The sequence below is a fragment of the Cellulomonas sp. PhB143 genome (genome assembly GCF_003752595.1).
Lineage (GTDB): Bacteria > Actinomycetota > Actinomycetes > Actinomycetales > Cellulomonadaceae > Paraoerskovia.
On record NZ_RKIJ01000016.1, the window covers coordinates 45,911 to 58,353 of the forward strand.

12 protein-coding genes are annotated in these 12,443 nt (G+C 70.4%); 7 read left to right on the forward strand and 5 right to left on the reverse strand.

Translation table 11 applies throughout. From position 1 onward, the window contains the following. Positions 1–25: 25 nt before the first annotated feature. The gene (locus tag EDF32_RS13525; RefSeq protein WP_123309150.1) at positions 26–1,858 is read left to right on the forward strand and encodes a DEDD exonuclease domain-containing protein; all 1,833 of its coding nucleotides are present in this window, start codon (positions 26–28) and stop codon (positions 1,856–1,858) included. Between the two features lie 47 nt (positions 1,859–1,905). Next, complete coding sequence (locus EDF32_RS13530; protein ID WP_123309080.1) at positions 1,906–2,187, forward strand: Lrp/AsnC family transcriptional regulator; 282 nt, start codon at positions 1,906–1,908, stop codon at positions 2,185–2,187. A 53-nt stretch (positions 2,188–2,240) separates the two neighbouring features. Here EDF32_RS13530 and trpD read toward each other — a convergent pair whose 3' ends face one another. Together trpD and EDF32_RS13540 are read right to left on the reverse strand one after the other, a co-directional pair. Next, the gene (gene trpD / locus EDF32_RS13535) at positions 2,241–3,326 is read right to left on the reverse strand and encodes an anthranilate phosphoribosyltransferase (RefSeq protein ID WP_233565925.1); all 1,086 of its coding nucleotides are present in this window, start codon (positions 3,324–3,326) and stop codon (positions 2,241–2,243) included. Beyond that, positions 3,323–3,766 (reverse strand): hypothetical protein, encoded by a 444-nt coding sequence (locus EDF32_RS13540; RefSeq protein WP_370449994.1) that lies wholly within the window; start codon positions 3,764–3,766, stop codon positions 3,323–3,325. Before EDF32_RS13540 ends, trpD begins: the two co-directional genes overlap by 4 nt. Before the next feature lie 303 nt (positions 3,767–4,069). On the opposite strand from EDF32_RS13540, the gene EDF32_RS13545 reads away from it, so the two are divergent. The 5 genes from EDF32_RS13545 (at position 4,070) to EDF32_RS13565 (ending at position 9,017) form a co-directional block, all read left to right on the forward strand. Further along, the gene (locus tag EDF32_RS13545) at positions 4,070–4,672 is read left to right on the forward strand and encodes a heme-copper oxidase subunit III (protein ID WP_233565926.1); all 603 of its coding nucleotides are present in this window, start codon (positions 4,070–4,072) and stop codon (positions 4,670–4,672) included. Positions 4,673–4,739: 67 nt separating this feature from the next. Next, on the forward strand, positions 4,740–5,519 hold the full coding sequence (locus tag EDF32_RS13550; protein ID WP_123309081.1) for a c-type cytochrome: 780 nt from the start codon (positions 4,740–4,742) through the stop codon (positions 5,517–5,519). After that, positions 5,516–6,538 (forward strand): ubiquinol-cytochrome c reductase iron-sulfur subunit, encoded by a 1,023-nt coding sequence (locus EDF32_RS13555; RefSeq protein WP_123309082.1) that lies wholly within the window; start codon positions 5,516–5,518, stop codon positions 6,536–6,538. Before EDF32_RS13550 ends, EDF32_RS13555 begins: the two co-directional genes overlap by 4 nt. Continuing rightward, a complete protein-coding gene (locus EDF32_RS13560) occupies positions 6,535–8,202 on the forward strand; it encodes a cytochrome bc complex cytochrome b subunit (RefSeq protein WP_123309083.1) in 1,668 nt (555 codons plus the stop codon). Before EDF32_RS13555 ends, EDF32_RS13560 begins: the two co-directional genes overlap by 4 nt. Positions 8,203–8,393: 191 nt before the next feature. Continuing rightward, positions 8,394–9,017 carry a superoxide dismutase gene (locus EDF32_RS13565; RefSeq protein WP_123309084.1) on the forward strand — a complete coding sequence of 208 codons (624 nt, stop codon included), beginning with the start codon at positions 8,394–8,396 and terminating at the stop codon, positions 9,015–9,017. Positions 9,018–9,266: 249 nt separating this feature from the next. On the opposite strand, the gene EDF32_RS13570 is transcribed toward EDF32_RS13565, so the two are convergent. Genes EDF32_RS13570 through coxB form a run of 3 tightly spaced genes read right to left on the reverse strand, consistent with a single transcriptional unit; the run spans position 9,267 to position 12,426 of the window. After that, positions 9,267–9,668 carry a cytochrome c oxidase subunit 4 gene (locus tag EDF32_RS13570; RefSeq protein ID WP_123309085.1) on the reverse strand — a complete coding sequence of 134 codons (402 nt, stop codon included), beginning with the start codon at positions 9,666–9,668 and terminating at the stop codon, positions 9,267–9,269. Beyond that, entirely contained in the window at positions 9,665–11,506 is a 1,842-nt protein-coding gene (ctaD, locus tag EDF32_RS13575) for a cytochrome c oxidase subunit I (RefSeq protein ID WP_123309086.1), read from the reverse strand. Before ctaD ends, EDF32_RS13570 begins: the two co-directional genes overlap by 4 nt. Next, positions 11,506–12,426: a cytochrome c oxidase subunit II gene (gene coxB / locus EDF32_RS13580; protein ID WP_123309087.1), complete on the reverse strand. Its 921-nt coding sequence runs from the start codon at positions 12,424–12,426 to the stop codon at positions 11,506–11,508. The genes ctaD and coxB overlap by 1 nt, the downstream gene beginning before the upstream one ends. Positions 12,427–12,443: the final 17 nt, after the last annotated feature.

A 12,443-nucleotide genomic window follows, 5' to 3' on the forward strand; every position in this document is an offset into this window, starting at 1 on the left:
GGTAGCGGTCCGTAGCGTGCGCGGCATGCTCCCGCGTGCCACGCCGACCACCACCGCCGCGGTCCCCGCGCACGTCCAGCCCACCCTGGACGACACGGGGACCCCGCTGCGCGACGTCACCTTCGTCGTCGTGGACCTCGAGACCACCGGGACGTCCGCCGCGGAGTGCGGCATCACGGAGATCGGCGCCGTCAAGGTCCGCGGCGGCGAGGTCCTGGGCGAGTTCCAGACGCTCGTGGACCCGGGCGTCACCGTCCCCGCGTTCGTCGCTCGTCTCACCGGCATCAGCACCGCGATGCTCGCCACGGCGCCGCGCGTGGAGGCCGTGCTGCCGAGCTTCCTCGAGTTCCTCGGCGGAGCGGTGCTCGTCGCGCACAACGCCCCGTTCGACGTCGGCTTCCTCAAGGCGGCCACGGCGCGGGCCGGGTACGAGTGGCCGCGACCGCCCGTCGTCGACACCGTGCGCCTCGCCCGCCGCGTCGTGACGCGCGACGAGGCGCCGAACCACAAGCTGTCGAGCCTCGCCGCGCTGTTCCGGGCGACCGTCACCCCGGACCACCGCGCGCTGTCGGACGCCCGGGCCACGGTCGACGTCCTCCATGCGCTCCTCGACCGGCTCGCCCCCCTGGGGATCACTCACCTCGAGGACCTCGCCACGGCCTCCGACCCGGTGCCGCCCGCGGTCCGCCGCAAGCGGCACCTGGCCGACGGGCTGCCCGACGCGCCCGGGGTCTACCTGTTCGTCGGCCCGGACGAGGAGGTCCTGTACGTCGGCACGTCGACGTCGATCCGACGGCGCGTGCGCAGCTACTTCACCGCGGCCGAGCGCCGCCGGCGCATCACGGAGATGGTCGGCGTCGCGTGCTCCGTGACCGCCGTCGTGTGCGCGACCCCGCTGGAGGCCCAGGTGCGCGAGCTGCGCCTGATCGCCCAGCACGCGCCTCGGTACAACCGGCGCTCGAAGAACCCCGAACGGATGACCTGGGTCCGCCTGACGCGGGAGCCGTTCCCGCGCCTGTCGATCGTCCGCGACGTGCGACCGGACCTCGGGACGTCCCACATCGGTCCCTACGGGTCACGCCGGGCGGCGCAGGACGCGGTCGACGCGCTCGGCGAGGCGGTCCCGCTGCGGCAGTGCACGCGCCGCCTGCCGGCGACGGCGCCCGAGGGGGCGCGAGCCTGCTCGCTCGCCGAGATGGGTCGGTGCTCGGCGCCCTGCACGACGGGCGGCCCGGAGCCTCACCCGTACGCCCAGACCGCCGCGTCGGCCCGGGAGGCCATGGAGCGCGACCCGTCCGCCGTCGTCCGTGTCCTGGCCCGCCGCATCTCCCAGCTCTCCGCGGAGGAGCGCTTCGAGCAGGCCGGCGACGCCACGCGCCGGCTCACCGCGCTGCTCCGCGGCGCGTCCCGGAGCCAGGGCGTCGGCCCCCTCGCCGGGTGCCGCGAGCTCGTCGCGGCCCGCCCGACGGCGGACGGCGGGTGGGAGATCGTCGTCGTCAAGCACGCCCGGCTGGCGGCCACGGCGGTCGCCGCCCGGGGCGCCGACCCGCTCCCGCTCGTGCGCGCGCTGCGGGCGACCGCCGACGACGTCCCGGCGCCGCACCCGCCCGCGCCGGCCTGCCACCCCGAGGAGGCCGACCTCGTCCTCGGCTGGCTCGAGGCGCCGGGTACCCGCATCGTCGAGATCGACGGCACGTGGGCCTCCCCCGTGCGCTCGGCGCGCGCCTACCGCGACCTGGGGTCGTCGTTGCCTGCGGTCGTCGGCAGCGCTGCCGGCACGGCTGCCGCCCCCGACGGCGTTACCGTCGCGGAGGCGCACCCCGCGGCCTGGTCGCCGACGGAATCGATCGCCGGTTAGATTGGCCGCGACCCGCCGGACCGCGGCGCCACGACCGAGGAGAACCCGTGCTCACAGCCATCGTCCTGATCGACACCGTGCCGGACCGCATCCCCGAGGTCGCGTCGGCGGTCGTCGACCTCGAGGGCGTGAGCGAGGTCTACTCGGTGACCGGCAAGGCGGATCTCGTGGCGATGGTCCGCGTCCGGGAGCACCACCAGCTCGCGGAGGTCATCGCCGACCGCCTGAGCAAGGTCGAGGGCGTGGTGCGCACCGAGACCCTCATCGCGTTCCGCGAGTACTCGGACGTCGACCTCGAGCAGGCCTTCGCCCTCGGGCTCGACGACTGACGGTCCTCCCCGGCGGACGGGAACGGACGGTCCGCCCTGACGCGGCGGCCGGCTCACCCGGAGACGGCGGCCCATCCGGCCAGCGCCCCGGCGGCGGCGCCGCCGTCGATGCTGCGGGCCGCGTGGCCGATGCCCGCACGCAGGCGCTCGACCAACGATCCCTGCGCGGTCCCCGGGAGCGATCCGTCGGCCACGAGAGCCGCGGCGGCGTTGAGCTCGACCGTCTGGCGGACGGGGCCGGGCTCGCCCGCGAAGACCGCGCGCGCGACCGCCGCGTTGTCCAGCGCGGAGCCGCCGCGCAGGCTCCCGATGTCGGTGGGGTCCAGGCCCAGGTCGGCCACGGCGTCCAGCCGGTGCTCGCTCACGTGCCCGTCGCGCACCTCCCAGACCGTGCTCGCCGCGGTGGGTGCGAGCTCGTCGAGGCCGTCGTCGCCCCGGAAGACCAGCGCGTTCGTCCCGCGGGCCGCGAACACCCCGGCCATGAGCGGCGCCATCCTCCGGTCCGGGCAGCCCACCGCGGTCGCGCCCGGCTGGGCCGGGTTCGTCAGGGGCCCGAGGAAGTTGAAGACCGTCGCGATGCCGAGCTCCTTGCGCGCCACGCCGACATGCCGGAAGGACGGGTGGAACACCTGGGCGAAGCAGAAGGTGATCCCGGCCTCGTCGACGATCTGCCGCACCCGCTCGGGCGTCTGGTCGAGGCGGATCCCGAGCGCCTCCAGCACGTCCGCGGAGCCCGAGGAGGAGGACGCCGCCCGGTTGCCGTGCTTGACCACCCGCAGCCCGGTCCCCGCGACGACGATCGCCGCCATGGTCGAGATGTTGACCGTGTGGGCGCGGTCGCCACCGGTCCCGACGAGATCGACCGTGCGGCCCTCGACGGAGAACCGGCGCGCGTGGGCGAGCACGCTGTCGGCGAGCGCGGTGAGCTCCTCGACGCTCTCGCCCTTCGCGCGGAGCGCGACGAGGAACCCGGCGATCACGGCGGTGGGCGTGTCCCCCGACATGACCTGGTCCATCGCCCACCGCGCCGCGTCCCCGGGCAGGTCCCGGCGCCCGACGAGCGTCGTCAGGACCTCCGGCCACGTCGGGGCGCCGCTCGGGTGCACCGGGCGCGCCACGGCCCGCGCGTCCGCGCTCACCGGGCGAGGAGCGCGGCGACAGCGCGCTGCAGGGTGATCGGGTCGAGCGGACGCGGGACCGCGTCGTCGGCGAGGGACCACGACGCCAGCCAGCCGTCCTGGGCGCGACCGGTCAGGACCAGCACCGGCGGGCAGCGGTAGATCTCGTTCTTCAGCTGCCGGGAGACGCCCATGCCGCCGACCTTGTCGGCCTCCCCGTCGAGCACGAACAGGTCCCAGCCGCCCGCGTCCGCGAGGCGGTAGACCTCGTCGGCGGTGGCGACCTCCGTCCAGCGGATCTCCGGCGCGTGCGCCCGCAGCCGCGAGCCGACGGACGTGCGCACGTGCGCACGCACCGTCGCGTCGTCGCTGTAGAGGAGGATGCGCGGCCCGAGGGAGCGGGTCGATGTCTGCCCGGGTGCCGGGACCGCATCAGTCGTGGCCATCGTGCTCGTCACCATCGCTCTCGTTCGCCGTCGGTCCACCGTGTCCGCGCGTGCCGGCTGCCGGCGCCCGCGCGTGCCTGCATCTTGGCACGGACGGCCCCCGAGATCACCCGTCGAGGCGGGGCGCGACCGGCAGTGCCGCGTTTGGTGACGGTTGATTTTGATCCGTCAGCAGGTGACGAGACGAGTGAGGGAATATGGAGACTTTGTGAGATTCGACGCGCCTGACCGCGACGCTCGGTGTCCCAAACCCGTCGGACTTCGGCCATACTGACTCTCGTGACGACCGCAACGGCTGCCCCCCACGCCCATCAGAACGTGAGCGTCAACCGACCGAACCCCGTATCGGTCGGGACCATCGTCTGGCTCGCCAGCGAGCTCATGTTCTTCGCCGGGCTCTTCGCCATGTACTTCACGATCCGCTCGGTGATGCCGCAGGAGGAGTGGGCCGCCCAGGCCGACCACCTGAACATCCCGTACGCGACGCTCAACACCCTCGTGCTCGTGGCGTCGTCGTTCACCTGCCAGGCGGGCGTCACCGCGGCCGAGCGCTTCCAGCCGGTGCGTACCGGGTCGATCTTCAACCTCGCGCGCTGGGGCATGAACGAGTGGATCTCCCTCACGTACGTCATGGGCGCCTTCTTCATCGGCGGTCAGATCTTCGAGTACGCCGACCTCGTCGAGCACGGCCTCACGATCGCGTCGAGCCCCTACGGCTCCGTGTTCTTCCTGACGACCGGGTTCCACGGCCTGCACGTCATCGGCGGTCTGCTCGCCTTCCTCTTCCTGTTGGGCCGGTCCTTCGCGGCGAAGAACTTCGGCCACCACGAGGCCACGACCGGGATCGTGACCTCCTACTACTGGCACTTCGTCGACGTCGTGTGGATCGCGCTGTTCATGGTGATCTACATCCTGCGCTGACGCAGCCACGCGACCGCGAGGTCGTCCCCCCATCCACCGAACCCTGATGCGAGACGAGGATCGATTCGTGAAGGCACTCGCCGCCCGCAGGCACCACCGGTTCGCGCCGGTCGTGCTGCTCCTGCTGGCGCTGCTGGTCACCGGAGGCGTGTACGCGCTCCTGGCTCCCTCCCCTGCCAGTGCTGACTCAGCCAGCACGCAGGACATCGAGACCGGGAAGAAGCTCTTCCAGGCCAACTGCGCAACCTGCCACGGGCCGAACGCCGAGGGCTCCGACACGGTCCCGTCGCTCGTCGGTGTCGGCGCGGCGGCAGTCGACTTCCAGGTCTCGACCGGGCGCATGCCCATGGCGGCGAACGGCCCCCAGGCCATCGAGAAGCCGGCACAGTTCGACGCCGAGCAGACGAGCCAGCTCGCGGCGTACGTCGCCTCGCTGGGCACCGGCCCCGCGATCCCGACTGCCGACCAGGTGGACCCCGCCAAGGGTGACGCCGCCTCCGGCGCGGCGATCTTCCGGACCAACTGCGCGATGTGCCACAACGCCGTCGGAGCGGGCGGTGCCCTGTCCGAGGGCAAGTTCGCCCCGGCTCTCACCGACGTCGACCCGCGCAACATCTACCAGGCCATGCTGACCGGCCCGCAGTCGATGCCCGTGTTCAACGACGCGAACGTCTCCCCCGACGAGAAGCGCGACATCATCGCCTACCTCGCCGAGCAGCACGACGGATCCGCCGGAGGCCTGACCCTCGGTGCCCTCGGACCGGTGAGCGAGGGCCTGTGGGCCTGGGTCGTCGGTCTCGGCCTGCTCATCGGCGCCGCGGTGTGGATCGGAGCCAAGTCCTCATGAGCGAGAACCAGCACTCGACCGACGTGACGTCGGCGGACCAGAACACCTTCGCCGACCCCGGCATCCCCGAGCACCAGCACCGTCGCGGCGACGTCGACGCCGCCGCGAGCAAGCGGGCCGAGCGACAGGTCGTCGTCCTGTTCGCGATCTCGGTGATCGGGACGATCGCCTCGCTCGTCGCCTACTTCGCCTTCCGCCCCGACGGCACCACCTCCGGCACGCGGCTGTCGACCCTGACGCTGGGCCTCGGCATGGCGTTCGCGCTGCTGGGCATCGGCCTCGCGGCCGTGCACTGGGCCAAGGCGATCATGAACGACACCGAGGTCAGCGAGGAGCGCCACCAGCTGAGCAGCCCCGACGACGTGCGCGAGGCCGCGGTCGCGAGCCTCAAGGCGGGCGTCGACGACTCGGGCATCGCTCGCCGCGGGATGCTCAAGGGTGCCGCGCTCTCCGCGCTCGCGCTCTTCCCGCTGACCATCGCCGTGCCGCTCGTCAGCAGCGTCGGCGGGGACTGGAACGTCAGCAAGCTGCGCCACACCCGCTGGGAGAAGGGCATGCGGCTCGCGACGGACCCGACCGGGCGCCCGATCAAGGCCTCGGACGTGACCATCGGATCGGTCTTCCACGTCATCCCGGACGTCTCCGAGAAGGAGCGTTCCTCGGGCGAGTGGCTGAGCGAGAAGGCCAAGGCCGTCGTGCTCCTCATCCGGTTGGACCCGCGCGACCTGCACGAGGCCGACGACCGCAAGGGCTGGTCCTACGACGGGATCGTCGCCTACTCGAAGATCTGCACCCACGTCGGCTGCCCCGTCGCCCTGTACGAGCAGCAGACGCACCACCTCCTGTGCCCCTGCCACCAGTCGACGTTCGACGTCGCTGACGGCGCGAAGGTCGTCTTCGGCCCCGCGCACCGGCCGCTCCCGCAGCTGCCCATCACCGTTGACGACGACGGGTACCTGGTCGCCCAGAGCGACTTCCACGAGCCCGTCGGCCCGAGCTACTGGGAGCGACTCAAGTGAGCACCACGACGACGGAGCGGGCCGCGGCAGGCACCGCCGACTACCTCGACCAGCGCACCGGCCTGGGCAAGGCCGTCAAGGAGTTCGCGCGCAAGACCTTCCCCGACCACTGGTCGTTCCTCCTCGGTGAGATCGCGCTGTACTCGCTGATCGTCCTGATCCTCTCGGGCTTCTTCCTCACGATGTTCTTCGTCCCGTCGATGACGCTCGTGACGCACGACGGCCCGCCGGCCACGATGGACGGCGTCCTCATGTCCGAGGCGTTCAGCTCGACGCTGCGCACCTCGTTCGAGGTGCGCGGCGGGCTGCTGATGCGCCAGATCCACCACTGGGCGGCGCTGCTGTTCATGGCGTCGATCGTCACGCACATGATGCGCGTCTTCTTCACCGGCGCCTTCCGCAAGCCGCGCGAGCTCAACTGGCTCGTCGGCACGACGCTCCTGATCCTGGGCCTCGCCGCCGGCTTCACGGGCTACTCGCTCCCCGACGACGTGCTCTCGGGCAACGGCCTGCGCATCACCGACGGCGTCATCAAGTCGATCCCGATCATCGGCTCGTACCTGTCGTACTTCGTGTTCGGCGGGGAGTTCCCGGGCGAGGACATCATCCCGAGGCTCTTCACGCTGCACATCTTCGTCGTCCCCGGGCTGATCCTCGCCCTCGTCGGCGTGCACCTGTTCATGCTGGTGCTGCACAAGCACACGCAGTACCCGGGCGGCGGCCGCAAGGACACCAACGTCGTCGGTTTCCCGCTCTTCCCGGTGTACACGGCGAAGGCCGGCGGCTTCTTCTTCATCGTGTTCGGCGTCATCGCCCTCATGGGCGCCACGATGGCGATCAACAACGTGTGGAACTACGGGCCGTTCGACCCGTCCCCGGTCTCGGCGGGCGCACAGCCGGACTGGTACATGCTGTTCCTCGAGGGGTCGCTGAGACTCATGCCCGGCCAGGGCACGGAGTGGGTCATCGGTGGGTACACGTTGAGCCTGAACATCCTGGTCCCGGCAGTCATCGTGCCCGGCATCCTGTTCACGTTCCTGTTCGTCTACCCGTTCGTCGAGGCGGCGGTGACGAAGGACAAGCGCGAGCACCACGTGCTCGACCGTCCGCGCAACGTGCCGGTGCGCACCGCGCTCGGGGTCGCGTTCCTCACCGCGTTCATCATCCTGGCGCTCGCCGGCTCGAACGACCTCATCGCGACGCACTTCTCGCTGTCCATCAACGCGATCACCTGGGCGTTCCGCATCCTGATCTTCGTGGGCCCCTGGTTCGCGTTCTGGGTCACCAAGCGGATCTGCCTCGGCCTGCAGCGCAAGGACCGTGAGCTCGTCCTGCACGGCCACGAGACCGGCCGCATCGTCCGGTTCGCCAACGGCGAGTACATCGAGGTCCACCGACCGCTCGACGACCAGGAGCGGTGGCTGCGCGTCAACTACGACGCCCACCGTCCTCTCGAGGTCGAGCCCGCCACGGACTCGCGCGGTGTGCGCCGCAAGGGCTACAAGCAGGACCGCCGCATGGCGCGCCTCTCGCGCTTCTTCTACGAGGACCGGGTCGAGCCTGTGACCCCCGCCGAGCTCGAGGCGGCGCACTCGCACGGCGCGCACGACGAGATCGGTGCCGCGGCGGGCCGCGAGGAGATCGGCTCCGGGAGCACGCACTGACGGCGCGCGAGCCGGCGACTCATCCCCCACAGTAGAACGATGGCCCGCGAGAGAGACGTTGCCCCGGCCCCAGGCCGGGAGCGTCCATCTCTCGCGGGCCATCGCCATATACCGCACGGCGCAGCGGGCCTCCCGCTCGCGGCGTGACGCACACGCCGGTGCACGCACCGGCCGGACAAAGGAGGAACAGCATGGCTGTCTACACTCTCCCCGACCTGGGCTACGACTACGGCGCCCTGGAGCCCCACATCTCGGGCCGCATCATGGAGCTGCACCACGACAAGCACCACCAGGCCTACGTGACCGGTGCGAACACTGCGCTGGAGAAGCTCGAGGAGGCGCGGGAGTCCGGTGACCTCGCGTCGGTGAACATGCACGAGAAGAACCTCGCGTTCCACCTCGGCGGGCACACGAACCACTCCGCGTTCTGGACCAACCTCTCCCCCGAGAGCGGCGGCGAGCCGACCGGTCAGATCGGGACGGCGATCGACGAGCACTTCGGCTCGTTCGACGCGTTCAAGAAGCACTTCACCGCGGTCGCCACCGGCGTGCAGGGCTCGGGCTGGGCCATCCTCGCCTGGGACTCCATCGGCCAGAAGCTCATCATCGTCCAGCTCTACGACCAGCAGGGCAACATCTCCCTGGGGCTCGTCCCGATCGTGCTCCTCGACTGCTGGGAGCACGCCTACTACCTCGACTACCAGAACGTGAAGGCGGACTACTTCGCCGCGTGGTGGAACGTCGTGAACTGGGCGGACGCCGAGGCTCGCCTCGCCCGCGCGCAGACGCAGACCGCGGGCCTCATCGTCCCGTGACGTCCTGAGCCCGTCCCCGGGGGTGGAGATCACCTCCCGGACGCGCCGACGCCAGAGGGCCCGGCACCGTACGGTGCCGGGCCCTCTGGCGTCCCGACGCCGGCCGGGGGCGCAGCACCCGGGTGCGGCGCCCCCGGGACACCATGCCCGCCCGCCTGCTGCATGATCGGCTGAGGGCCGGCACCGATGTCGTCCTGGTGCCAGCCCTCAGCCGCTCGTCGTGCCCCGCGTCATGACGCGGGTCGTGCCTCAGTGCGCGTGCTGCCCGCGGGAGAACTCGAAGACCCACCCGACGAGGGCAACGACCCCGACGGCCACACCGATGTACAGCAGCCACCAGCCGATGGCGAGAGAGGCGAAGCTGATCGCGGCAGAGAAGCCGATCGCCAGCGGCCACCAGCTCCACGGGGCGTACACGCCCTGGTCGCCGGCGCCCTCCTCGATCAGCCCCTCCGGGTCGTCCTCGGGCCGGTCGTCGATGCGACGCGCCGTCAGGGCGAGGTAGGAGCCGATCATGGCCACCAGCGCACCCGTGAGCACCAGGCCGATCGCCCCGACCGGCTCGTGGAAGTCCGTCCAGAAGCCGTAGACGAGGGCCACCAGGACGAAGAACGGTCCCAGGCCCAGGAAGAGTCGGTACTCGGTCTTCACTTGCTCTCCTCCTCGTCGCTCTCACCGGCGCGGCGCGGCGGGTCTGCCGGGTCCTCGATCACGACCGTGCTCGAGGACCGCGACTCCGGGCTCGACTCGCCCATGACACGGTCGAGGACGACGTCCTTCTCCCCGCGCCGGTCGGCCTCGCCGTAGATCTGGTCCAGGATGTTCGGGTCGGTGACCGCGTGGTCCATGGCGGCGACCTCCGGGTGGTGCAGGTCGAACGCCGGCGACTCGGAGCGGATCCGGGGCAGCGAGACGAAGTTGTGCCGGGGCGGCGGGCAGGACGTGGCCCACTCGAGCGAGCGGCCGTACCCCCACGGGTCGTCGACCGTGACCTTCGGCGCGTTGCGCCAGGTCGTGTAGACGTTCCAGAAGAAGGGCAGCGTGGACGCGGCGAGCAGGAACGCCCCGACCGTCGAGAGCTGGTTCTCCCAGGTGAAGCCCTCGTCCGCGCCGTAGTCGGCGTACCGCCGCGGCATGCCCTCGACACCCAGCCAGTGCTGCACCAGGAACGTCGTGTGGAACCCGACGAAGAGCATCCAGAAGTGGATCTTGCCCAGGCGCTCGTTGAGCATGCGCCCGGTGAACTTGGGCCACCAGAAGTAGAAGCCCGCGAACATCGCGAACACCACGGTGCCGAAGACGACGTAGTGGAAGTGGGCGACCACGAAGTACGAGTCGGAGAGGTGGAAGTCCAGCGCCGGGCTGGAGAGGATGACCCCGGTCAGGCCACCGAAGAGGAACGTCACGAGGAACCCGATGCTCCACAGCATGGGGGTCTCGAACGTCAGCTTCCCGCGCCACATCGTGCCGATCCAGTTGAAGAACTTCACACCGGTCGGGATGGCGATCAGCATCGTCATGAACGCGAAGAACGGCAGCAGGACCGCGCCGGTGACGTACATGTGGTGGGCCCACACGGTCACCGAGAGCGCCGCGATCGCGATCGTCGCGTAGATGAGGGTCTTGTAGCCGAAGATGGGCTTGCGGCTGAACACCGGGAAGATCTCGGAGACGATGCCGAAGAACGGCAGCGCGATGATGTAGACCTCCGGGTGCCCGAAGAACCAGAACAGGTGCTGCCAGAGGATCGCTCCCCCGTTCTCGGGGTTGAACACCTGCGCCCCGAGCTTGCGGTCCGCCCCGAGGGCGAAGAGCGCCGCGGCCAGCGGCGGGAACGCCATGAGCACGAGGAGGCTCGTGACGAGGATGTTCCAGGAGAAGATCGGCATCCGGAACATCGTCATGCCGGGCGCACGCATGGTGATCACGGTCGTGATGAAGTTGACCGCGCCGAGGATGGTCCCGAACCCGGCGAGCGCGAGCCCGAAGACCCACAGGTCACCACCGAGCCCCGGGCTGAACGTCGTGCTCGACAACGGCGCGTAGGCGAACCAGCCGAACGAGGCGGCGCCCTGCGGCGTGAGGAAGCCGGCGGAGGCGATGAGGCCGCCGAAGAGGTACAGCCAGTACGCGAACATGTTCAACCGCGGGAACGCGACGTCCGGCGCACCGATCTGCAGCGGCATGATGACGTTCGCGAAGCCCGCGAAGAGCGGTGTCGCGAACAGCAGCAGCATGATCGTGCCGTGCATCGTGAAGAGCTGGTTGTACTGCTCCTTGCTCTGCACGACCTGCATGCCCGGCTCGAAGAGCTCGGCACGGATCACGAGGGCCATCAGGCCGCCGATGCAGAAGAAGATGAACGACGTGATCAGGTACATGTACCCGATCGTCTTGTGGTCGGTGGTCGTGGCCCACTTGATGACGGTGCGCCCGAGGGTCTGGCGACGGGGCGCCAGTCCGGGGACGACGTCTGCCTGAGCAACCATCAGCTCTCAGCCTCTTCCGTGCTCGAGTCGTCGGGGGCGCTCTGCGCGCGGCTGAAGCCCTCGACGGGAATCCGGCCGGTCTGGCCCTTGTCTCGCAGGTCCTGCATGTGCTGCTCGTACTCCTGGGGCGAGACCACGGCGACGTTGAAGAGCATCCCCGAGTGGAACTCGCCGCACAGCTCGGCGCACTTGCCCGCGTACACGCCCTCGCGCTCCGGGACCACCTGGAAGCCGTTGGTGTGCCGGCCGGGCACCACGTCCTGCTTGTAGAGGAACGCGGGGATCCAGAACGAGTGGATGACGTCGCGCGACTCGAGCTTGAACTCGACGCGCTCGCCCGCCGGCAGGTACAGCGTCGGCAGCGCGGTCGAGGTGCCGGGCACCCCGTCGAGCTCCTTGTCCTTCGTCAGGTTGTCGCCGGGGTCGCCTTCCTGCTGCCCCGTCTCGTACACGTCGTCGTCGAGGTAGTTGAAGTCCCAGCTCCACTGCTTGCCGACGACCTCGACGGTCATGTCCGGCGTCTCGGAGCGGTCCTGGATCGCCGTGACGTCCCTGTCCGTGTAGAAGAACAGCACGAGGACGAGCATCACGGGGACCGCGGTGTACATGATCTCGAGCGGCATGTGGTAGCGCGTCTGCACAGGGAGACGGTGGTCGTCCTTGCGCTTGCGGTACACGGTGATGCACCACAGCATCAGGCCCCACGTGATCACACCGACGATGAGCGCGGCCTCCCACGCACCGAGCCACAGCGACGTGATCCGGGCGGTCTGGTTGGTCACCTCGCCGTCGCTGTATCCGGGCAGGAAGCCTCGCTTGACGGTGTCGCTGGCACAGCCGGACAGCAGGAGCGCACCACCGACGACGGTGGCCGTCGCCAGGAGTGCTCGCCGGGTGCGGCTTGGGGGATGGGAACGCAAGGGGCGCCTTTCACGTC